This window comes from Phocaeicola intestinalis, assembly GCF_014837065.1.
Taxonomy (GTDB): Bacteria; Bacteroidota; Bacteroidia; order Bacteroidales; family Bacteroidaceae; genus Phocaeicola; species Phocaeicola intestinalis.
Genome location: NZ_JACSPP010000057.1, coordinates 1 through 25264, shown reverse-complemented (window position 1 = coordinate 25264; position 25264 = coordinate 1). Strand labels below are relative to the sequence as shown.

Annotated in this window: 13 protein-coding genes and 1 pseudogene; 6 read left to right on the top strand and 8 right to left on the bottom strand. The window is 48.7% G+C overall.

Going from position 1 to position 25264, the window contains the following annotated elements:
• The first annotated feature begins 288 nt into the window (after positions 1 to 288).
• Together H9625_RS14220 and H9625_RS14215 are read left to right on the top strand one after the other, a co-directional pair.
• A complete protein-coding gene (locus H9625_RS14220; RefSeq protein WP_191764973.1) occupies positions 289 to 3066 on the top strand; it encodes an alpha-L-rhamnosidase in 2778 nt (925 codons plus the stop codon).
• Between the two features lie 22 nt (positions 3067 to 3088).
• A complete protein-coding gene (locus H9625_RS14215; RefSeq protein ID WP_087249458.1) occupies positions 3089 to 4372 on the top strand; it encodes a rhamnogalacturonan acetylesterase in 1284 nt (427 codons plus the stop codon).
• Here H9625_RS14215 and H9625_RS14210 read toward each other — a convergent pair.
• Together H9625_RS14210 and H9625_RS14205 are read right to left on the bottom strand one after the other, a co-directional pair.
• A complete protein-coding gene (locus H9625_RS14210; RefSeq protein WP_158100072.1) occupies positions 4297 to 4596 on the bottom strand; it encodes a hypothetical protein in 300 nt (99 codons plus the stop codon). The two genes, H9625_RS14215 and H9625_RS14210, sit on opposite strands and share 76 nt — an antisense overlap.
• Positions 4597 to 4741: 145 nt before the next feature.
• The gene (locus tag H9625_RS14205) at positions 4742 to 6835 is read right to left on the bottom strand and encodes a beta-galactosidase (protein WP_191764971.1); all 2094 of its coding nucleotides are present in this window, start codon (positions 6833 to 6835) and stop codon (positions 4742 to 4744) included.
• A gap of 616 nt (positions 6836 to 7451) precedes the next feature.
• On the opposite strand from H9625_RS14205, the gene H9625_RS14200 reads away from it, so the two are divergent.
• The 4 genes from H9625_RS14200 to H9625_RS14185 are packed head-to-tail and all read left to right on the top strand — an operon-like array spanning position 7452 to position 12907.
• Positions 7452 to 8087 (top strand): DUF4450 domain-containing protein, encoded by a 636-nt coding sequence (locus H9625_RS14200; RefSeq protein WP_191764969.1) that lies wholly within the window; start codon positions 7452 to 7454, stop codon positions 8085 to 8087.
• Positions 8084 to 9505: a rhamnogalacturonidase gene (locus H9625_RS14195; protein WP_022039937.1), complete on the top strand. Its 1422-nt coding sequence runs from the start codon at positions 8084 to 8086 to the stop codon at positions 9503 to 9505. The genes H9625_RS14200 and H9625_RS14195 overlap by 4 nt, the downstream gene beginning before the upstream one ends.
• Before the next feature lie 38 nt (positions 9506 to 9543).
• Complete coding sequence (locus tag H9625_RS14190; RefSeq protein ID WP_191764967.1) at positions 9544 to 11493, top strand: rhamnogalacturonan lyase; 1950 nt, start codon at positions 9544 to 9546, stop codon at positions 11491 to 11493.
• Positions 11494 to 11506: 13 nt separating this feature from the next.
• Positions 11507 to 12907, top strand: coding sequence for a glycoside hydrolase family 88/105 protein (locus H9625_RS14185; protein ID WP_191764965.1), 1401 nt, complete (start codon positions 11507 to 11509; stop codon positions 12905 to 12907).
• Positions 12908 to 12980: 73 nt separating this feature from the next.
• On the opposite strand, the gene rhaM is transcribed toward H9625_RS14185, so the two are convergent.
• The 6 genes and pseudogenes from rhaM to H9625_RS14155 form a co-directional block, all read right to left on the bottom strand.
• Positions 12981 to 13295, bottom strand: coding sequence for an L-rhamnose mutarotase (gene rhaM, locus H9625_RS14180; protein WP_022039940.1), 315 nt, complete (start codon positions 13293 to 13295; stop codon positions 12981 to 12983).
• A 193-nt stretch (positions 13296 to 13488) separates the two neighbouring features.
• Positions 13489 to 15123, bottom strand: coding sequence for a rhamnogalacturonan acetylesterase (locus H9625_RS14175; RefSeq protein ID WP_394354949.1), 1635 nt, complete (start codon positions 15121 to 15123; stop codon positions 13489 to 13491).
• 305 nt (positions 15124 to 15428) lie between these two features.
• Positions 15429 to 16808, bottom strand: a complete 1380-nt coding sequence (locus H9625_RS14170) for an alpha-d-galacturonidase (RefSeq protein WP_022039943.1) — start codon at positions 16806 to 16808, stop codon at positions 15429 to 15431.
• A gap of 172 nt (positions 16809 to 16980) precedes the next feature.
• Positions 16981 to 20217 carry an exo-rhamnogalacturonan lyase family protein gene (locus H9625_RS14165; RefSeq protein WP_191764961.1) on the bottom strand — a complete coding sequence of 1079 codons (3237 nt, stop codon included), beginning with the start codon at positions 20215 to 20217 and terminating at the stop codon, positions 16981 to 16983.
• A gap of 83 nt (positions 20218 to 20300) precedes the next feature.
• On the bottom strand, positions 20301 to 23249 hold the full coding sequence (locus H9625_RS14160) for a glycoside hydrolase family 2 protein (RefSeq protein WP_394354948.1): 2949 nt from the start codon (positions 23247 to 23249) through the stop codon (positions 20301 to 20303).
• Positions 23250 to 23462: 213 nt separating this feature from the next.
• Positions 23463 to 25184, bottom strand: a pseudogene (locus H9625_RS14155) (exo-rhamnogalacturonan lyase family protein); the annotation flags it as partial.
• Positions 25185 to 25264 lie beyond the last annotated feature (80 nt).

Genomic DNA, 25264 nt, shown 5'->3' with positions numbered 1-25264 from the left:
TCTTTCATTTACAAATTTAATAATTCTCTTGGCTTTATGCTATTTTGCTAGCACATTACAAACATAGGAACTAAATTCAAATACTCATTCCAAATCAGCGCACGACAAATTCGAAACAGACTCTATAATCTGGTTTTACGCGAAAAGTAAAAAGAAAGATGCCATACCACCAACTACCAGACAACAATCTGTACAATAATCCATGAATATGTACTTTTCTATATGGAAATATCGGCAAAAACGCCTTACTTTTGCTTCCATATAATCATTCGATAACACTGAAAACACATGAAAAAGTACAACATGCTATGGACGCTACTGTTTTTGGGCAGTACGGCACAGGCCCAAGACTGGCCGGAAGTGAAACCTGAAGCCCGACCGGGTAGCCGGTGGTGGTGGTTGGGTAGTGCCGTCGACCAAAAGAATCTTTCGTATAACCTGAAAAAATACGGTACAGCAGGACTGGGAAGCCTGGAAATCACTCCCATCTACGGTGTACAAGGAAACGAACAGAATGACATCGATTTTCTCTCGCCCAAATGGATGGAAATGCTTGAATATACCGAAGCTGAAGCTCAAAAAAACGGTATCAGCATCGACATGAATACCGGTACAGGCTGGCCTTTCGGAGGACCCGAAGTCACTATCGGAGAAGCTGCCACCAAAGCCATCTTCGAATCTTATCTGATAAACGGAGGAAAAGATGTATCATTGGATATATGCATCACTGACCCGAAAGAGAAAAAACGGCAGGAAGGCATTGCCAAACTAAGCCGGCTGATGGCATACGACGGGAAAGGCAAATGCCTCGACCTGACTTCGAAAGTAAACGAAGGGAAACTGACTTGGAAAGCACCCGCAGGGGAATGGCAACTGATAGCCTTGTTCGAAGGAAAGACCCTGCAAAAAGTGAAACGTGCCGCACCCGGAGGAGAGGGGTATGTAATGGACCACCTGAATCCGAAAGCTGTAAAAAATTACTTTGCCAAATTCGACCAAGCTTTCAAGAAAAGCCAGACCGACTGGCCACGTTCCTTCTTCAATGATTCTTACGAAGTATATGGTGCCGACTGGACACCTGGACTGCTGGAAGAATTTGCAAAACGGAGAGGATACCGGCTGGAAGAACATTTTCCCGAATTTCTGGATGAAACACGTCCGGAAACCAGCAGACGTATCCTGTCCGATTATAGGGAAACCGTAAGCGAAATGCTGATAGACAACTTTACAACCCAATGGACCAAATGGGCACATGGACACGGAAGCACCACCCGAAACCAGGCACACGGTTCACCCGCCAACCTGATTGATACATACGCATCGGTAGACATACCTGAGTGCGAAGGCTTCGGACTGACCGACTTCCACATCAAAGGATTACGCCGTGACTCACTGACACGCCCCAATTTTTCCGACATTTCCATGCTGAAGTATGCTTCATCGGCTGCACATATCTCCGGAAAGCCTTATACTTCTTCGGAAACTTTCACGTGGCTTACCGACCACTTCCGCACTTCCCTGTCACAATGCAAACCCGACATGGACCTGATGTTCGTATCTGGCGTAAACCACATGTTCTTTCACGGCACGCCATACTCGCCTCAAGAAGCAGCATGGCCCGGATGGCTGTTCTATGCCACTGTCAATATGTCGCCCACCAATTCCATCTGGCGCGATGCACCGGCATTCTTTAACTACATCACCCGTTGCCAGTCTTTCCTGCAAATGGGACAACCCGACAATGATTTCCTGGTATATCTTCCTATCTATGATATGTGGAACGACCTGCCAGGACGTATGGTAGCATTTGATATCCATAAGATGGACCAATATGCCCCCAAATTCATCAAAACCATCCAGACCATCATCCAAGGCGGATATGACGTAGACTATATCTCGGATGCATTCATCCGTACCACCCGGTACGAAGACGGGCAGCTGGTAACCAGCGGAGGAACCCGATACAAAGCACTGGTAGTGCCAGCCGCACGCCTGATGCCTGCCACTACACTTAAAAAACTGATAAGTCTGGCACGAGAAGGAGCCACTGTGGCATTTGTCGAACAATACCCCGAAGACGTTCCGGGCTACAGCCAACTGAGACAGAACCGCAAAGCCTTTTCAGCTGTCTGTGCCGACCTTCCCCAAGCTGATTCCTTCGACAAGACACAATGCTTCGACTTCGGCAAGGGACGGATTATCATTGGTTCTGACTACCATCAGGTACTCGATGCCACCGGCACTCCGGCAGAAGAAATAAAAACACGCTATGGCTTACAGTTCATCCGGCGTACCAATCCCGACGGACACCATTACTTTGTATCCTGCCTGCAAAAACAAGACGTAAACGGATGGGCAACGCTTAATGTAGCCGATACCGCAGCCATGCTCTTCGACCCTATGACCGGTGAAAAAGGCATGGCACAGACACGTACGAAAGATGGTAAGCTACAAGTGCGCCTGCAACTGAAATCGGGCGAAAGCCTCATCGTACAGACATTCCGGGAAAAACCGGAAGGACAATCCGCATGGAAATACGGCTCCGAACAAGCATACAGCCTTAGCCTGGACCATGGATGGAAACTGGCATTCACTGAAAGCCATCCCAGCATCGAAGGCGAATTCGACATCGACACCCCCATGTCGTGGACAGAAATAGACCATCCCAATGCCACTATCAATATGGGAACTGCACGCTATACAGTAACTATCGACATGCCCCAGCTGAAAGCAGACGACTGGATTCTTGACTTGGGCGACGTGAGGGAAAGTGCACGTGTACGCATCAACGGACACGAAGCAGGAACTGTATGGGCCGTACCCTTCCGCCTGAAAATAGGAAAATGGCTGAAACCCGGCAAGAATACCCTCGAAGTAGAGGTAACCAACCTACCGAGCAACCGCATTGCCGACATGGACCGCAAAGGTGAACAATGGCGCATCTTCAAGGAAATAAACATGGTAAAGCTGAACTACGAAAAAGGAGACTACAGCCACTTGCAACCCATGCCTGCGGGACTGAACAGCTGCGTAAAACTGATTCCTGTAAACTATGATAAACTCTAACTCGAAAACACCTATGAATAAGATGAAACCAAACATTCTATTCAGCCTGCTGATAGCCGGATGGATTCCGGCTGCAGGCCTATCGGCACAAACCTACGACTTTACCTTTGCTCCCAACAAAGCGGATAAAGGAAGCACAACCATCTACATTACCCCCGATTCACTATATCCAGGAGAAGGACACTTCGGCTATGACCTCATTCCTGCCCCTGATGGAAAATCGGACCAGCCATTCTTCTTCTCGGTTGACGTACCCGATGGTAATTATCGCATCACCGTCACCCTAGGAAGCAAGAAAAAAGCAGGACTCACCACCGTAAGAGGTGAATCGCGCCGCTTGTTCCTGAACAGAATCCCTACCCGCAAAGGAGAATTCAAGACCTTTACGTTCGTTATCAACAAACGTAACACGGTTATTGACGGAGAGGAAAAAGTACGTATCAAACTACGCGAAAAAAACAAGTTGAACTGGGATGACAAACTCACGCTGGAATTTAATGGCAGCGCCCCTTGCGTAGCAAACATAAAAATAGAACGGGCAGACAATGTCCCTACAGTTTTCCTTGCCGGAAATTCTACCGTAGTAGACCAAGACAACGAACCGTGGGCAAGTTGGGGACAGATGATTCCCGCTTTCTTCAACGACCGCGTATGTTTTGCCAACTATGCCGAAAGTGGCGAACGTGCCGATACCTTCATCAAGGCAGGACGCCTGAAGAAAGCTCTCACGCAAATGAAACCAGGCGACTACATGTTCATCGAATTCGGACATAACGACCAGAAACTGAAAGGACCCGGCAAGGGAGCCTATTACTTCTTTGCCACCCAGCTGAAGACTTTCATCGATGAAGTACGTCTCAAAGGAGGCACTCCGGTCTTCGTTACCCCGACCCAACGCCGCTCATTCGATGAAAACGGCAAGATACTCGAAACCCACGAAGACTATCCCGATGCCATGCGCTGGGTGGCACAGCGCGAACAGGTACCAGTCATCGAACTGCACGACATGACCCGCACACTGTATGAAGCACTGGGAGTAGAAACCTCGAAGAAAGCCTTTGTACATTATCCTGCAGGCACTTACCCGGGACAGACTCGCGAACTTGCCGATAATACCCACTTCAACCCTTACGGAGCCTACGAAATAGCTCGCTGTATAGTAGAAGGAATCCGTGGGCTGAACCTTCCATTCGCTGCCTGTCTGAAAGACTATCAGCCTTTTGACCCAGCTCATCCTGATAATCCAGACAGTTTCCAATGGGATGACAGCCCATTCACCGAAATAGAGAAACCGGACGGAAACTGAGAAACTGTTTTGAATTTGTCGTGTGCTGATTGGGGATAAGTTTTTAAGCTGTTTTGAGAAGCTGTTTTGAATTTCTCCAAAAAGTTTTTCTTGGCTTGATGTATCCGTTTTCGTGTGTGCTTTGGGCGATTTTTTGGTCCTTTCCGCTCCTGTTCTTCGTCAGATAGCCCGCTATCTTCCTCATCACAGAAGCGGAAATGCCACAAAAACTCATCCCAAATCATCGCACGATAAATTCAAAACAGCTTCTGAATTTCTACAAAAAGTATTTTTGCTTGATGCATTTACTTTGAGCGATAAATTCAAAACAGCTTAATTATAGATTTTCATGAACAATGCCTAATAAACCGATTGTATATCCATCAGTTATCATTCACTACTTTTTATTTGTGACTTAAATACTAAAACACCTGCTGTAGGAATATCAGGTGTCCCTATCATCACTTTGCTATCATCTGGAAGATTGAAATGGTAAGGACGGTCGCTATAGTTTAAAACGATACCGAATCCATTACGGTATTCAAGAGTAATCCCATAAGGAAGGTCGAGTACAGGGATTTGTAAACGGGCATAAAGTTTGTCTAATATACGGCGTTCCAGCTTGCCATCACGCGTGTCAACACCGATATATGTAACTGTTCCCTTACCTAAACGATGAAAAGTAACGGCTGGCCTTCCATCATAAAACTCATCTTTGTAAGTCGCCCATACTTCATTTTCTTTGCCAGGGACAAGAATTTCACCCCATGTATTCCATAGATAATCTGTTCCATCCATTGAGACCTTTCCAGGTATGTCGGGCAACAAAAGGTCATAAAAGTCAATCCGGTTTCCTGTCAGTTTATCCAACATGGCACCGAAAGGAGCTTCGGGAAAACGTCCGAAACGGTCTTTCTGTCCTGTACGGCATGTCAGCACCAAATTACCTCCCTGCTCTACATATTTCATCCAACGGTCGACTAACGCAGTATCGGCAAGTTCGTATGCCGGAACAATCATCACAGGATATTGGGTAAAGTCTTTTTCTTCGGAAATGAAGTCTACCGGTGCACCATACGCCTTCAATGCCCTGTAATAATGATTCAGATGATGGAAAGTATCCCAGGTACGGTTTTGCTTCTGGCGGTCCATACTCCAATAATTTTCCGGATTCCAAAGCACGGCAGTAGTGCGCTTCAGATAGGCTTCCGGTTTATGGTCGAGAGGTGCGGCTTCTTTTCGCAGAGTCTTTATCTCTTGTATGAATTGTGCATATTCGTGACCTCCGGGAGTCAATGTCACACCGTCAGTACCTACAATTCCATAATGATACTGCTCGGTGCCATAAAGAGGTTGCCGGTAACGATAAGTACAGATAAAGTCGGAGCCACCGGCAAAAACACTCCACAACCATAGACGGACAGCTCCGGGAAGCGGCTGTGGGTTAATACTTCCCCAGTTGACTTGTCCGGGCTGGAGTTCCATTACTCCATAAGTGCCGTTTATCGGACGTACGTAATCGTTTGCCATAGCAATACGCAAGGGGTTTCCAACCCGGTAGCCCCGACGTCCGATTCCTTCATTATCGCCATATACCATATAGCGTGTATAGCTTACGAAATCAAGCTGCCTGCTTCCACCGATAATTCCTCGGTCGTAATCGGGAATATAATTAGTGGTAACCCACTGGTCATGTGCATACTGTTTGATAAGGCGACACTGCTCGTCAAGGAAGTCGTTAGTCACGTGTGCAGCGTAGCGCTTGTAGTCCAGTATCTGATGGGCATTCATAAACATCTGTGCCATCTTGGGGAGAGTAATTTCATCGAATGATGCATATACCTCGCTCCAGAAAGCAGTTCCCCAGGCGCGGTTCAGCGCAGTGATATCATCATGGTATTTCTGGCGCAGGAAATCGCGGAACCCCAGTTCGGCCTGCTTGTTGTAGTCAAACTGCACATTTGGTTCGTTATCCAGTTGCCAGCCTATGATACGCGGGTCATCGCCATAATGCTGCGCCAGAGCTTCTATCATGCGTGCAGCCAGCTTACGGTACAAAGGCGAGGCGAAAGAGGCATGTTGACGGGCACCATGGTCGAGGATAGTACCATCTTCGTTCCGGACGAGTATTTCCGGATATTTCCGGCTGAGCCATACGGGTGGAGTGGCAGTAGATGTACACATAATGACTTTCAGGTCGTACTTGGCAGCCAGTTCCACTGCCTTGTCCAACCAGCTGAAATCGTAGATACCTTCTTCGGGTTCCAGCTGCGCCCAGGCAAATTCGGCAAAGTGCGTAAACTCGAATCCCAATTCGTGCATTCGTTTCAAGTCTCGTTCCCACTGGCTTTCGTCCCAGTGTTCGGGATAATAATAAGCCCCTGTCAGAGTCAGGTCTTTTTCGTCAAACCACTGCTTTTGGGCACAAATGCCGTTCACCGACAAAACACTCCCCAGCAGCAAAGCAATCCATTGTTTTTTCATCGCAATATAATTTAAACATGAGTAGACAAATCCACAAGATGATGAACTAAGAAATTGTTTTGAATTTCTACAAAAAGTTTTTTCCTGGCTTGATGTATTCGTTTTCGTGTGTGCTTTGGGTAACCAAATCATCGCACGATAAATTCAAAAACAGTTTCTAACAGGTCCTTAATAATATTTTAATGAATGTCCGCATTCATCCAATACATACCCCTAAAAAATGAATATATACTGCATCCGCAGTTGAATATATACTGCATTCGCGGTTGAATATATACTGCATCCGCGGTTGAATATATACTGCATTCGCGGTTGAATATATACTGCATCCGCCTACGAATATATACTGCATCGGCAAACGCAGTACTACTGCATTTTCAACTCAGTCGAATTGGCTAATTGCGGACATTCATTATATTTTAAGGTATCTGAAAACCTTATCGCCTCATCAACTAAAAAACAATACAAAACTAAGAAGATTTTCCGCGCTTTCCATACCCTCCCTTTCTTTTTGCACAAATATCAAGGTTTCTGTATAATATTCCATGTAGCTGTATGCTGGAAAACACTACTTTTGCACTACAAACACATAGACAACATCAAATATTGACCAATTATGAAGAAATACATTTGGGCAGTCATCTGCTTCATAGTTTGCCATGTCCTGCCTGCCAAAGCACAGTATGCTGGCAGCTATCCGATGCCCGACGGGTCGGGGACATTAAGACTGGGCATAACCGGAAACGGACAAGACAGATGGCTAAAAACAAACGATACACTGATGAAAGAGAGCCTCATCATCCGGCACATCCTTCTGAAAGACACGCAAGGCTTCATCCTGGAAGTAACGAACCATTCTTTGCCCGACAGCATCAGGCTGGTATGGGCATTGGGAGGTTTCGACTCGCCCACCCCTTCCACCGATATCGCTCCGGAAACCTGCCGCGACAATATATTTAATATAGAAGGTCACCAAATAACCGTCTATCATGGAAAAATAATGCATCTGCGGGTGACTCAAGCACTCGTACCTCCACATATCGAAGTCCGCCTGTGCGACGGGAACCAGCAAGAAACGCCGATGACACTTTTCACGTCTGGGAAAAAGACAGATGCGCCCGTATTTTGCAGTACAAGCTATATTCCGCAGGGAGAAACCGTATACTTCTGCCTCTACAAACCGAACCGACAGGCTGACTACGCCTATTACATGCTACCCGAACTTGTACAATCTTTAAAACACCGGCCATGAAAATACTGATTCACATTCTGTTTGCCCTGCTAGGCTGCAGCCACCTGTCTGCCGCCATTTACAATGTAAAAGATTTCGGAGCCACTGGAGACGGAACTCATATCGATTCCGAAGCCATCAACCGTGCTATCCGAAAAGCTGCTTCCGGAGGAGGAGGAACAGTCTATGTACCGGCAGGCGAATATGCCTGTTATTCCATCCGGCTGGCAAGCCATATCCATTTATACTTGGAACAAGGAGCCACACTCATAGGAGCTTTCCCGACACCGACCGGAAAATACGACTCAGCCGAGCCAAACAGCCATGATACATATCAAGACTTCGGACACAGCCATTGGCAAAACTCGCTCATCTGGGGTATCGGACTGGAAGACATTACCATCAGCGGTCCCGGTACCATCTACGGCAAAGGGCTGACACGTGAAGAAAGCCGGCTGGACGGTGTAGGCAACAAGGCTATCAGCCTGAAAAACTGCAAGAATGTAACCTTAAAAGACCTGAATATGTTCCAGTGCGGACATTTCGCCCTGCTGGCTACCGGGGTGGACAACCTGACCATCACCAACCTGAAAGTGGATACAAACCGCGATGGATTCGATATAGACTGCTGTCGGAACGTACGCATCCTGGCTTGTAGTGTCAATACCCCTTGGGATGATGCCATCGTACTGAAGGCTTCGTATGCCTTGGGCACTTTCAGAGATACCGAAAACGTCACCATCTCCGACTGCTATGTCAGTGGCTACGACCGCGGTTCGATGCTGGATGCTTCGTGGCAATTGGACGAGCCTCAAGCTCCCGACCATGGCTACCGTACAGGCCGCATCAAGATAGGAACCGAATCAAGCGGAGGATTCAAGAACATAGCCATTACCAATTGTATCTTCGAACATTGCCGGGGACTGGCTTTAGAAAGTGTAGACGGAGGTAGTTTGGAAGACATTGTTATCAGCAACATCACTTTGCGCAACATCGTCAATGCCGGCATTTTCTTACGCCTGGGAGCACGGATGCGGAGTCCTGAAGGGACGCCTGTAGGGAGTATGAAACGCATCCGCATCAGCCATGTCAATGCTTACAACGTCGACTCACGCTATGCTTCCATTATTAGCGGAGTACCCGGTGCCATTATCGAAGACGTAAGCCTAAGCGATATACACCTTTATTATAAAGGAGGATATACTCAAGCAGACGCAGTCAACCCTGTACCCGAAGCCGAAAAAGCCTACCCTGAACCTTGGATGTTCGGTACTGTTCCGGCAAAAGGATTTTACATCCGTCATGCACGCGACATTTTTTTCGACCAAGTCAGCTTCCACTTCGAACAACCCGACGAACGTCCGCTGTTCGTAACCGATGATGCAGAAAACATCCATTACGAAAATATCCGGGTAAACGGAAAGAAAATAAATCAATAATCGTCATTTAATTAAAAACCAATAACACAAACAAAGACATGAAAACACAAAACAAATGGCTGCTGCCGATAGCCCTCTGTTGTACCTGCATGGCAGGAACGGCACAGCCTCGTTACGATTTCGAACACATGCAACGCGAAAAACTGGGACGTGGTGTAGTGGCCATCCGTCAAAATGTCAATCAGGTAGCTCTATCATGGAGATACTTGTCTTCCGACCCCATCGAAACAGCTTTCAATCTGTATCGCAACGGAACAAAGATAGCCACCGTTCCAGCTGGAACAGGTACATTCTATACCGATTCGTATCAAGGAAAGCAGGCAACTGTCTATACCGTAAAGCCTCTCGTCAATGGAAAAGAAGCAGAAGGCAGCTCGTATACCCTGCCGGCAAATGCACCTGCAGGCTACATCAACATCCCGCTCGACCATCCTGCCGACGGAGTGACTCCAGCCGGAGATACTTACACTTATAGTCCGAACGATGCTTCCATCGGCGATGTAGACGGAGACGGAAACTACGAAATTATCTTGAAATGGGATCCATCAAATGCACATGACAATGCACATGACGGATACACGGGTAATGTCTATTTCGATTGCTACCGCCTGACGGGCGAAAAGCTGTGGCGCATAGACTTGGGCAAGAACATCCGTGCCGGCGCACACTATACCCAATTCATGGTGTACGACCTGAATGGTGACGGACGTGCTGAAGTGGTAATGAAGACTTCTGACGGAACGATAGACGGAAAAGGGAATGTGATAGGCAATGCCAATGCGGACTACCGCGAACCGGGTGACCCACAAGCCCCACGAGGAGGCGATTTCTCGCCCAATGACCCTCGAAGCAAACGGAATGCAGGTGCACCTCCCCGCAATCAGGGACGTATCCTGACCGGAAACGAATACCTCACTGTATTCAGCGGACTGACTGGCGAGGCTTTGAAAACCATCGATTACGTTCCTGCCCGAGGCAACCTGCAAGACTGGGGCGATACACGTGCCAACCGGAGCGACCGCTATCTGGCATGTATCGCTTATCTGGACGGAAAGCGCCCCAGCGTAGTGATGTGCCGCGGCTATTACACACGCGTCACACTGACTGCTTTCGACTGGGATGGAAAGGAACTGAAGCAACGCTGGATGTTCGACAGTTACCAACCCGGCTGGGATGATTACTCCGGACAAGGGAACCACAACCTGCGGGTAGCCGATGTGGACGGAGATGGATGCGATGAAATCATTTATGGCTCATGCACCATCGACCATGATGGAAAAGGACTGTACTCTACCCATTTGGGACACGGCGATGCCTTGCACCTGACACAGTTCGATCCGTCAAATCCCAGACTACAAGTATGGGCATGTCACGAAAACCGCAAAGACGGTTCTACATTCCGCGATGCAGCTACAGGCGAAATCCTGTTCCAGATACCAGACAAATCAGATGTAGGACGTTGTATGGCAGCCGACATCGACCCCACGAACTATGGTGTGGAAATGTGGTCGCTGGCATCAGGCGGCATCCGGAACTTCAAAGGAGAGACAGTGGTTCCTGGGCGTGTTCCCGGACTATCCTATAACATGGCTGTATGGTGGGACGGTGATCTGCTACGCGAACTACTGGACAAGAATCGAATCAGTAAGTACGACTGGGAAAACAAACGCTGTAACATCATCGCAACTTTCGATGGATGCGATTCGAACAACGGTACCAAGTCTACCCCCTGCCTGCAAGGAGACATCATAGGAGACTGGCGCGAAGAAGTATTGCTCCGTACCACCGACAACAAATCCTTACGGCTCTATGTCACGACAATACCCACGTCTTACCGTTTCCATCCGTTTACAGAAGACCCGATATACCGTATCAGCATCGCTACCGAAAATGTAGCTTATAACCAACCGACACAACCTGGTTTCTACATCGGTCCTGATTTGAAAAAAGGCATATTCAGAGGATTTGACTTCGATCATTCAAAATAAAACATAGAAAAACATGAACGCATTTACACGAAACACCGCATTACTGGCATGCCTCTTCCTGGGAGGCATTGCCTCGGCACAAGAAAACGGGCAACCGGTCAATGATTCAAACACTCCTTTACACCTGCTCAAACCCGCCTATCGGGTAGGCTATGGAGTCGTCTCCGCCGATGATATCAAACAGGACATGGACCGCGTTTTACGTTACCTGCAAGGAAACACGCCCACTCACGTGACAGATAGCCGCACAGGCGAACGCATCACCGACTATGCACGGATAGACCGACATGCCCAACTGGAACGCGGAGCCTTCCGTCTTGCCAGCTACGAATGGGGAGTAACTTATTCCGCCATGCAAGCTGCTTACGAGGCAACCGGCGACAAAGCTTATCAAGACTATGTATACGAACGGTTCAGGTTTCTTGCCGAAGTGGCACCTTACTTCCGGAAAGCATACGAAAAAGAAGGGGACATCGACCCACAGATGCGCCAAATCTTAATGCCCAAGGCACTGGATGACGCAGGAGCCGTATGTGCCGCCATGCTCAAAGCGCAGCTGAAAGGTGCCAAGCTGCCCGTAGATGACTTGATTGACAATTATTTCGACTTTATCATCAACAAGGAATACAGGCTGGACGATGGAACCTTTGCCCGCAACCGTCCTTATCACAATAGCGTATGGCTGGACGATATGTTCATGGGTATCCCTGCCGTTGCACTCATGGGAAGCTATGATGAAAGCAAACGCCAGACATATTATGATGAAGCAGTCAAACAAATCCGCCAGTTTGCCGACCGTATGTTCGTATCCGAAAAAGGCTTGTTCCGCCACGGCTGGGTAGAAGGCATGACAGACCATCCGGCATTCCACTGGGGACGTGCCAATGGATGGGCAATTCTGACAATGTGTGAAGTGCTTGACGTCCTGCCCGAAAACTACGAAGGACGCGAAGACATTCTGAATCTGCTCCGTGCCCATGTACGCGGACTTGCCGCCTGCCAAAGCAAAGACGGATTCTGGCATCAACTACTCGACCGCAACGATTCGTATCTGGAAACATCCGCTACTGCCCTCTATGTATATTGCATGGCACATGCCATCAATAAAGGCTGGATTGATGCCATGGCTTACGGACCGGTAGTACAACTGGGATGGCACGCCGTATCATCTGCCATTAACGAAAAAGGTGAAGTAGAAGGAGTATGCGTAGGTACCGGTATGGGATTTGACCCGGCATTCTATTATTACCGGCCGGTTAATGTGTATGCCGCTCACGGATATGGACCGGTTATATGGGCTGGTGCCGAAATGATTTGCTTGCTGAAACAGCAACATCCCCGTTCCAATGACAGTGCCGTATTGTTTTACCGCACCCCACAGCAGACCGAGAAACCTATTTTCAATGAGGAATAAAAAATGAAGAACGAAGAATAAAAAATAAGCCACAAACCTATTCTTTATTCTTCGTTCTTCATTTTTCATTGAATCAGTCCATGTGGAAGACTTCCTTCAAAGGCACAGATACAGGCGAATTATCCGGATTCACTTCCATAATATCTGCCATATAGTCCCACCATTTCTGCACAATTTCCTGTGCGCCCAAATCTTGCGAACCAGCTTCACCTTCCGTCTTCTGAAACGCAAAAAGAATATTAGTTTCCTTATCCCAGTAAATGGAATAATCGAACACACCGTTTTTCGCCAGCAATTCTTTCATTTCGGGCCAAATGGCAGCATGGCGTTTTTCATACTCAGCCTCACATCCAGGCTTCAAATACATCTTAAAAGCTTCTCTTTTCATGGTTCTTCGTTTTTAAGGCTCCTCACCACAGAAGACACAGAGTCACACAGAAGAATTATATATTACTATTTCCCGATTGACGAAATACGTTTCATATCAAAATAGGAAATTGTCAAATTGTAAATTAAAAAGACTCTGTGTGCCTCTGTATTCTCTGTGGTGAAACACACCATTATTAATTGTTAATTATTAATCATTTCAAGTATTCTTTCAATGCACAATCAGTCTGTTGTAACCCCTCGGCTATACTCTTCGCATTCAGGCGCGCACCTTTAAGCGAAGTGTGCGTATGGTCTTTACAGAAATAAGGCATCACTTCTTTCAATCCTTTTTCGTAACCTAACTTTTGCAATTTATCTCCCGTTATCTTATTCAGGTCAATGAAATAGGCACCGGCTCTTTCAGCTGCCTCACGGGTCCATTTACCGAATGAAGAAGCATTGCTTTGGATTTTTCCATTATCCCACATATTACGGGGCGTATGGCTCAACACAACCGGGATGGCTCCTTTCTCCTTGGCATCCATGATAAACTTACGGAGATACCACCCGAAGGTATAAACTACATTATATTGCTTGGTAGCTTCCATCAAGAAAACCTTACTTTCATCGCCAGCTCCAGGCAGTTCGGCACGTGCCTTTCCGGTATGAATGTCACCTGCATCGTTATGTCCAAACTGAATCAAGACGAAATCACCGGGTTGGAGAGCATTGTACACCTTGTCCCAGCGTCCTTCTTCCAGATATGTACGTGCACTGCGCCCGGCTTTGGCACAATTTTCTACCGTAATACGGTCTAAGTCGAACAATTCAGCAATCACGCTTCCCCAACCCCATTGTCCATCGGGATCCTCATCCTGATTGCGCACCGTGCTGTCGCCTACGGTAAACAATACCGGACATCCTTCCTTACGGCTTGCACCTGTCACCGTATCTTTTTCTACCGGTTTCAAATACTTGGCAAGCTCCAGTCCCTTGCAGGCACGGATACCTTCGGCAGCAGACGCTGCGTTTACGCGTGCCCCGAAGGTACTGGTATGAATACGGTCCAGATAGAACATCGTCTTCACCTTTTCCTTACCGAACTTCTCAAACTTACGGGCAGATATTTCATTCAGGTCAATAAAGGGTACGTGCTCTTTCTTTGCCACCTGTTTTGCCCACAACCCGAAAGTCTTATTTACACGCGTAATAATGGTACTGTCGGCATCTTCCCACGCATTGCGCGGAGTAAGTGAGAACAAGATGGGATGAGCACCTTTCGCTTTCGTCTCACGGATAAACCGGCGCATGTACTCACCATAGGTATAAACAGTTTCTTTTTCACCAGTTTCCTTGATAGTCACATTCAGTGTGTCCTTCCCTATGCCCGGAATTGATGCACGGGCACGCCCGCTATCGTACGGACCATTGTCATTATGCCCCAGTTCGATAATGACCCAGTCGCCTTTACGCACACCTTTCAATACGTCTTTCCACAACTTGGTATAAAAGGTACGGCTACTGGTTCCACCCAAGGCATGGTTCTCTACCGTAATCTTGTTTTCATCAAAATACTCGTGGGCAAAATATCCCCAGCCCCACTGGCCGTTATTCCCATTACCCAAAGTACCGGTACGCATAGTCGAGTTTCCCACAAGAAACAATACCGGATTGTCTCCCTTCCGGCTGGACCCGGCAATGGGACGCACGGTATTTGCCTTGTTCAAGCTGTCCAAGGTAAGGTCGGTCACCTGATTGACATCTTTCATCGGAGCTGCCACTTGATTTTGGGCAGATACAGACATACCCGCTATCCCCAGCAGGCACGCCATGACGCTTTGCAGCATTTGTCTTTTCATACGTGTTTTTTATTTTCAAAATTAGGAAAAATATACCATCCTCTACATAGATAATCATGCAAAATCCTATAAAATCGTGTACATCCAAGTTCCCGGATATCCCAAACGGCAACAAATCCCGGTGTACCGACGGATGAGGAGGTTTACTTTTGTCTGTACACCGGGATATCGTTCTCCAGGCAATCTGCTATACGAACATCAGATTATCAATCGAACATCCGACGCACCTGTATGCCCCATGCCCTGCAACTATTATCACACCTCCACGCATATAGTTGCGTGGCAAGGCTCAATTATTTCCGCAACAACACATCGTAAGAGACACCATTCTCGTGCAATCCTTCCACATGATGTATCCGGTTGACGAACTGGCGCACGGTGTCTACTTTTACTTGCTCGATAAAGACATCCCGGATAGGCTCTTCGGCCTCACCTTTCAATTCGTAGATGGCATCCGCCGACTTGCAATGCACGTTTTTCATATAAATTCCCCGTATACGGGTCAGCTTCCGCTCATACGTGGGCACCAGGTCTTTCCACTGGTAAAGCACATCGGTATCTATTTCGAAAGCACGCAACATATCGCCCGCCTCAATGTTTTCCAGGTAGATGTTTTCAATAAAGCCTCCTCTGCGGTGATTGGTTTTCAAGAAGAACAGCCTAAGCACCTTTTCGGGCACTGTGCAATCGTGCATGTAAATATTCCGCACTCCACCCGACATCTCGCTTCCGATACCTAGCAGCACATGCCCTTTGCGGATGGCACAATGACGGACCACAATATTCTCGCATGGAGTATGCAGGCGCCAGGCATCCTGATTACGTCCCGACTTGATGACCACGGCATCATCTCCCTGGTCGAAGGTACAATGTTCTACCAGAAAATTACGGCTCATTTCGAAGTCGATACCATCATTGTTATGTCCGTGTGCCTGAACATCGAGGTTACGCACCACACCGCTGTTGCACAGATACAGGTGAATGGTCCAAAATGGGCTTTGCCGGATCTTGAACCCGTCCAGCAACACATGGTTACAACGGTTGAAATGAATCAGGTGCGGACGCAGGTTATTTTCACCTTGTGCCATTTGACGTTGCTCTACCGGTACATCCGTAGAGCCCATGGAATACAGCTGTGCCAATGCATGCAGGTGAGCCTGCGGACGCTTGAACCATACCCGCCACGTATCCATCTTGGGTGCCAGTGTACCGCTCCCCGTAATAGCTACATTTTCACACCCGAAAGCATATACCAAGGGAGAATAATTATAACACTCCAGCCCTTCCCACGAAGTCATCACCGCCGGAAGATAATCGGCTGGATTGTCACTAAAACGCAATACCGCACCTTCCTGCAAATGCAGGTTGACATTACTTTTTAAATGAATAGGACCTGTCAGCCATTCCCCCTCAGGCACTACTACCCTGCCCCCTCCGGCACGGTTACATGCTTCTATTGCCTTTGCTATAGCACGGGTATTTATCTTCTCTCCTCCCTCTACAGCCCCATACCGGGTTATCACAAAATCTTTTTCGGGAAATGAACACAACGTGACCGAATCCATCGGGAAAGGTGCTTCCACCGGCACCCTTTCGTAGATACGCTCTGTAGCCATCACCGCCACAAAGGGTAAGGCACACAGACAAGTCAAAATCAAGTTTCTTTTTTTCATAATGCATTTATTGTTTATTTATGCCAATCTGGAGTTAAAAAAGAGTTAGAGACATTATCGCCCGCCAGGCGGACTGGAAGTCAGAAGCCAATATTTTTTGTATCGGTTTCAGAAACTGGGACACCTTGTATCTCTCAGAAACTGTTTTGAATTTATGTGAACAGTTTCTTAGTTATTGCGGAATCACCTCCTGCATATAAATAGCATCCAGGCTCCACGAAGCTGCATCGTTGGTACTGATGGAGGTATCTTCATCCAGCGGAACAGGAGCTTCGGGAGGTGCCACTCTCTTGATTTCCAGCACTGGGGAAAGCTTTTGTTTCTTCCTGCTCCACAGGTCTTCCCATGCCTCAGCAGCCAGCTTCGGGTCATACAGGTGCCAGGCAGCGTATGCTGTCAGCCGGCAAATACGGAAATGATTATACTGCTTAAAGTCGCGCGCATGCTCCAGCCATACCCGGTTAAACTCAGGTATCTCAATCATGTCCTGCATCTCGTTCATAATTTCGAAACCTCCCATAATGGTCATCAAGTGATTGGTGTTTTTCAGCGTCGGGTCTCCTTCGTACGTAATAACTCCGGTAGCGGGGTCGAAGCCCAATGCTTTGTTACCGGTAAACATACCGTTAGGAAGCGAAGCAATGCTTTTCATACCCGTCACAATCTTATCCCGATAGGCCACGTTACGGGTCCGTTCCCACTCTGTCATCCAATTGCCCGCATAAGCAAGCCAGTCGGGACCAATGCGCAAACGTGCCGGAGCCGAACAAGGGAACTTGCTGCGCGGCTCAGCCAACCGCATCGGGTCGAGAGTATAAAGTTTCTGCTCGGTATCTTTTACTTCACTCATCAGATCACCGCTCCGTTCATCGGTTGTCAGATAATAATAAAAACGGTTCCATGCAGCCTGACTAATACGTGCTTCTTTGGCTCCACATCCCCAATGGCTGACATTATGACGGCTTCCCAATCCAGCATTCGGACCGATGTGATACACATCCACTTCGGTTGTATGACGAGTCATTGCCTCAGCCATCTTCCATATATCATACTTGCCTGTACGCAGGAAACTATACCACAACCACATATTGGAGGCCAGTTCGGTATTATCCCATGCAAAACCGCCCACATCGTAACGCCACGTATGGCGGACCGCATCATAAGCATGCATAAAGTCGCCATAATTCCAGAAGCCATACCATTTGTGCTGCTCGATGGCATGGTGATAAAAACGAAGATAAGACTCCAGGCGGTCTTCTACCATGCTGCGTGCTGGCGTGCTCCTGTCAGGCAACGACCAAATACCGAAAGCCCGGCAAGCGTGCAGATATTCTGGCGTACAAAGCAACGGAGCAGCTTGTGCCAACAGATGTGCCTTGTCAGCTATGCCCTTCTTTCCCGGATAAGCCGGTTGCAGAACCAGTGTAAGCGTATGCGTACGGGCTATGCCGTAAGGAGTACTCATCCCCTCCTGTACATCTTCATAACTGGCGTTCAAATCATGTGCCACCTTATCGTAATGCCGCAAGTCCATGGCTTCGGCTTCCGGACTCCACAACCATGCTATCAGCGATGCCTCGGAAGAACGGGCATGCTGTACTTCTAGCGAAGCCGGATAAGCCTGCCAGAAATCTTGCAGGCATACACCAAGCCCTCCGCTAACATCACCAGCAAAAGCATATCCCTCTGCACGTGTACCAGTAAAGGTGCCTATCCACGGACGGTCTGCCAATGCCCTTTTGCGGATAGAAAAAGCATTGTCACTGAATTGAGACAAACGGTAATTATCCCATGCCGCCCAATGGTCTATCAAGGTACGGTTTTTTTTATCAAACTCTTCATAAGCAGGAATCCGCTTGCCCTCCATCTGCTGTTGTTGCAACGTATCATTACCTGCCAAAGTCAATACCCTTCTTCCTACCAAAGGCTGTACCGGCTCCGACCATACTCCCCCATCGGCACAGGCAAAAGCAATGTGACGGTTGTATAGCTCCTCACGCATGGGCACACTGAAACGCACACCCAGCGAACGGATAAAATCCTTATCCTGGTCTCCATCGAATACAAAAGAGTGTACCATGCGTATCTGCTCGCTACCTGCATAGAAATACAGGCGCAAAACGAAAGGCAACCATTCCCGTTCTTCATTCCGAAGCATTCCTTCCAACTTAACGGTAGCACGGACATTACCTACCCGTTCTACCATCGTCCGACAAAGTTTGGTAGCGAACCGATGGACATGAAATTCGTCCGAGTCTTCTCCTGAAGGCTTATCTTGTACCGATGCTATCAAGTCTGCCTTTCCGCCCACTTTCACCTTGCCATAAAATAAGCTGTCAATAAAAAAAGCACCCGAACGTGGTATATAAGCGGTAATAACTCCTGTAGACACCTTCACTCCGTGAACACTCTCTTCTACCTGCAAAGCTGTATCCGATGCATCTGCCTCTTTGGCAGAAACCGGAACTACCTGCAAGCCGGAAGTATTGCCCGGAACTACTGCTGCCATACCCGCCCACTTTACCGAACCATCAGGCCAATAGGCTGTAGTCCATACATCGGAAGCAATTGTCTTACCATCATCGGTCTGTAAACGCAAGGTTGTGCCGGGCTGCACTTCCCCTTGGCGGAAAGGTACACCCCAACTGACGCTACTGGCTTGAGAAGGCACATCACCTACCCAATGAAGCCGTGCCGTTTCCTGCGCCGACTGGTAAGAATAACGGAAATTCGTAATCCGGGTCCGTGACAGAGTTGTACGGAATCCAAACCATCCTTCAGCCAACGGACGGGGATCGTTAAAATCCACCAACCGTTCTCCGTCAATATAATATTGCACCCGGTTTCCTTTATTAACGAGCCTGATATGGTACCATTTATTGGCTTTCAATAAATGTGCCTGGTCGGTATATTCTTTCAGGATGCCCGGACGTTGGGCTGCATCGCTCACCCCAGCCTGATTGCCATCGTACCGTCGGAAACGGGTTGTAGAATTGTAATTGCCTCCATAGCCCAGGTAATAAAGCTGTAGCGAATAACACTTCAAGAACTCCCCTTGACGCCAGTCCATACGCTGCCAGATATCTTTTGCCTGCGGATCGGATGCCATCCAAAAACAATTCAGGTCACTCAAACGGTCACCCGGCTTCCCCTCGTCCACCACACAAGCATCATATTCGATTACGACATTTCCACTCATCTTCTCTTTCCGCCATAAAGTCAATCCTTTAGGCGAAAAAATTTCACATGTATCTCCCGAAAATGAAACTTCATAATCCGGAGATTCCGACTCTACTTTCCAATACTTGTCAAACAGCTTCTTGTCCAGTCCGGACACTTCGCCTGCAGGCTGCGCATAGGCTATCCACGCCATGCATACCGCCATCCCTGCCAATACTAATTTCTTCATACGCTTTTATTCATAAAAACCTACCTAACAAAAATATACAGCTTCTCTGAAGAGGATAATCTTCTCCAGAGGAGCTATGTCCTTTAACGGTTCAGATGTTCTTTAAATTCTATTTCCACTATCCGAAGCTCGTGTCCGGTCTCGGCACCGCCCTTTGCCTTGAACAAATCCAGTTCGTTCGCCACCGGTGCGGCAACCTCGACTATCTGGCCGAATGCATCGTCTTCCTTACTGCTGCCTTTCAGGCGGATGGTTATCTCCGAAGCCGGCACTGGCTTCACATTCAGATGCACATAACCCAGGCTCTTATCGGTTTCGCCGCTCCATACCAACGTGTCTCCGGCATAGATTTCCAACGGATAGCTGCGCATGCGCCAGCCCGTCAGCTTGAGGCAGACTTCATCTATCCGCGCAATGCGTTCCAACCGGTAAGTAATCCAGGCGGTAGAAGCTTTCCCGTCATTCCGCCACTCGCTCAATTCGTTGTCATCGAAACTGTTGCCTGCCTTTTCGGTATGAGCTCCCGCCCGGGCAGAGAGAACCGCCACATCTACAGCACGGTCACGATAAGAAGGCGTATCCGGCGTTTCGCCACGGGTAAGCCTGCCTGCCAGACAATCTCCCGGTATATATGTGCTCAACCCATTTTCCACTTCTATGCTTTCAGTTGATAATACCAGTTCGGCAGGCTGCAATCCCTTGGCTTCGGCTTTCAGCACGATTCGTCCGGACCGGGTGTGCGAACGCAACAGCACACGGTTCACGCCACACTCCACCGGCAAGTCTTCCGACAAGATATAATTGTCCGGTCCCTGCGCAATGCCTCCACGCCATTCGGCAGGCCCATCCAAGGTGAAATGAATCAAGTCATTTGCCAAGGGGCAACGGCGCCCCTGTGCATCGACCACCTCCACTTGCACCAAAGCCAAATCGGCACCGTCGGCTTTCCAGCCGTCCGGGTTCTGAATGGCGGCCAGCTTGATTGCAGCCGGTTCGCCTGCTGTTTCCAGACGGGTACGCACCGCTTCCTTGCCTTCATTATATCCAATAGCCTCCAGGGTTCCTGCCTCGAAAGCCACACTGTCGGCGGTAAACAGGAAATGATAGTCACGGTGAACGCCTTCCACCGCTTTTCCATTGACCAGCAAGGCGACACTGTCTGTATTCGAAACGACATATACCGGCTTTACCGTACCGGCATCATAGTTCCAGTGCCCTACGATATGGATACGGGGCTGTTCCGTATCTACCCAGCCGTCCCACATCACCTGATGGGCATAGTACGAGTCTTTCGGGATGCGCATCGGGTCGGTATCTCCGCTCCGGCGATAGTTTTCCACCCCGCGGAAATGGGTATTCGTATCCGAAAAGATGATTTTCGCACCGCCTGAGCTGACACGCCGCCCCGTCCCCGGACGCTCGCGCCAATAATCGAACCAGCGGATGACATTCTCTACAGCAAACGAATCCTGGTTGCGGTTATACACACTGGCATCGGCATGCTTCTGGGTCTTGCCCGTAGCAGCCGAATGATATGCCGTATTCCCTTCACCGTCTTTATGGAACGGATACGAATAATTGTCCCAATACTTACGCAATCCCTCGTCGCGGCAATACTCCATCGCCCACATCGGATGGTGCGCACTCTTGTTGATGTAAAGCATTTCGCCCCCGTATTCCGCATCACGGATATCCAGCATCTCGCGCGAACCGATGGCACGGCCTCCATGATAATCGTACCGGTCACGTATGGCTTTCATTTCGAGCATGTGCTCACGGCTGATGGACTCGTTGCCGCACTCGTAGAAAAGAATGCTCGGATTGTTGCGGTTATAAATAATGGCATCACGCATCACAGCCTTGCGCTGTTCCCAACGCACGCCTGTACAGTCTTTTTCAGCGTCACCTGCCGGCATCGCCTGAATCAGCCCCACACGGTCGCACGACTCCACGTCCTGTTTCCAGGGCGTAACGTGCATCCAGCGCACCAGGTTGGCATTGCCTTCCACCATCAGCCCGTTGCTATAGTCGCTCAGCCATGCCGGAACCGACATGCCCACGGCAGGCCATTCGTTGCTGGTACGCTGGGCAAAGCCTTTCAACTGAATCACCCGGTCGTTCAGCCACACCTTGCCTTCGGCAAAACGGGTCTTGCGGAATCCGGTACGCGTCACCACCTCGTCGCTCTTCTCTCCATCAATTACCAAAGCGGTCTTCACGGTATACAGATACCCGTATCCCCAACTCCAGAAGTGCAGTCCGCCCACTTCCGTCTCAGCAGACAATATTGCTGTGCCGCCTGCCGGAACCGTCTGCTCTTTACCCGAAAAACGCTTCACCAGCTTGCCGTCACGGTCCAGCAGCTCTACCTCATAACCTACCGTCTGCACCTTCTTTGTCTCGTTCTTCACTTCCGACTCGGCATGCACAACGGCTTTACGCGATTGTACCCGGATATCTTCGGCATAGACATACACTCCTGTCGTTTTCAGATTGCTATAAAGCGGAAGGGTCTGATAAACCTTGCCGGTCACGTGCAGCCATACGTTCTTGGGCAGACCGCCGTAGTTGGCATTGAAATTGTGGTCGCTCCACTGGTACTTCACGCCCGTAGACCGCTCCGCATAATCCCAGTCGTTGTCAATACGGGCGGCAATCACATTTTCTCCCGAATGAATATAAGGTGTCAGGTCGAATCCGAAAGCCATCACCCCGTTCTCATGCTGTCCCACCAGCTTCCCGTTCACATACAGGTCGATGCCCTGGCGTGCCCCTTCAAACTCGATAAACACCTTCCTCCCTTTTGCCTCTGCCGGAAGGCGGAAATGCTTGCGGTACCACACGATGGTATCGGTCAAGTCTTTTATATTTACGCGGAAAGCCTCGTCTTCATTGAACGCATGAGGAAGAGTCACCTTCTCCCAATCTCCATCCGCATACTTGGGCGACTCTGCCCGTTCCATATCTCCAATCTTCAGCAGCCAGTCGCTGTTGAAATTATACTTCTTCCGTTCGCTTGCCTGTATCCCCATTGCCACGGCAAACAACACGATGCCTACAATAAAACGCTTCATTTTCATGATATCAATGTCCGGTTAAATTATGCGTCGCTAAATTAGGGATAAAATCAGTTCTGCCTATGGATTTTTGTATTTATATATAGAAATTCGTACACGGCAAATCATAACATACCGCAAAAGGCTGCATCCTTCCGGATGCAACCCTGAAAAGCAGGGAAAATATACCTATTGCGGGATGACTTCCTGCATATAAATGGCGTCCAAGCTCCACAATGCCGCATCATTGGTACTAATCGGCATGCATTCATCCAACGGAGCAGGCACTTCGGGAGGAAAGATTTTCCTTACCGTCATAGGAGGAGCGGGCGTATGTTCCAGCCTTCCCCACAAGTCTTTCCAAGCCTCAGCCGCCCGCTTGGGGTCATACAGATGCCAAGCCGCGTATGCCTGCAAACGACTGACACGGAAATGATTATATAACTTAAAGTCGCGTGCATGTTCCAGCCAAGCCTGATTGAATGCAGGAACGTCAATCATGCCTTGCATTTCGTTCATCAGTTCAAAGCCACCCATAATCGTCATCAAATGGTTGGTGTTCTTCAACGTCGGGTCTCCCTCGTAAGTAATGACACCGGTATCGGGATAGAATCCCAACGCCTTGTTTCCCGTAAACAACCCATTGGGCAACGAAGCAATGCAGTTCATACCCGTCACTATCTTATCCAAATACTTCCGGTCGCGCGTACGTTCCCACTCGGTCATCCAGTTGCCCGCGTATGCCAGCCAGTCCGGACCGATACGCAGGCGTGCCGGAGCGGAAGAAGGGAATTTGCTTCGAGGCTCAGCCAACCGCATCGGGTCGAGCGTATAAAGTTTCTGGTCTGCGTCTTTTACTTCCGTCATCAAATCGCTGCTACGTTCGTCTGTTGTCAAGTAATAATAGAAACGGTTCCACGCCGCTTGGCTGATACGCGCCTCTTTTGCCCCACATCCCCAGTGGCTGACATTGTGACGGCTTCCCAGTCCTGCATTCGGACCGATGTGATACACATCCACTTCAGCTGTATGGCGGGTCATCGCCTCAGCCATCTTCCATATATCATAACGTCCGGTACGGAGGAAATTATACCAAAGCCACATATTAGAAGCCAGTTCGGTATTGTCCCATGCAAACCCTCCTACATCATACCGCCATTCATGACGCACCGGGTCGTATGCATGCATAAAGTCGCCGTAATTCCAAAAGCCATACCATTTGTGTTGCTCTATCGCTTTTTGATAAAAACTTATATAGGCATCCAACCGGTCTTCTACCCGGCTGCGTGCCGGATTGCTACGGTCGGGCAACGACCAAATGCCAAAAGCCCGGCAAGCATGCAAATATTCAGGAGTACACAGCAAGGGAGACGCTTTAGCCAACAGGCAAGCAATATCAGCGATGCCTTTCTTTCCCGGATAAGCCGCTTTCGGAACCAAGGTCAAGGTATGCGTACGCGCAATGCCATAAGGTGTACTCATTCCTTCCTGCACATCTTCATAACTGGCATTCAAATCATGAGCGACGCTATCATAATGGCGCAAGTCCATCGCTTCCGCTTCCGGACTCCATAACCAAACAATTAGCGAAGCCTCATCCGAACGGGCTTGCCGCACCTCCAACGAAGCCGGATATGCTTGCCAAAAATCCTGCAATCCGACACCGATACCTCCACTCACATCACCTGCAAAGACAAATCCGTCGGAACGGGTTCCGGTAAACGTTCCAATCCAAGGACGGTCTGCCTCTGCCCGTTTCCGGATAGAAAACGCATTGTCCGTCAATTGAGAAAGGCGGAAATTATCCCATGCAGCCCAGTGGTCGAGCAAGTCACGGTTTTTCTCATCGAACTGCTCGTATGCAGGAATCCGTTTTCCTTCCATTTGCTGTTGCTGGAGCGTTTTGTCATCACCTAATAGAGTTTATGTAAATTAGTTATGATAGTTCCAAGGGTTGATTTTAATTCTGAGATTATGCAGTGCCATACATG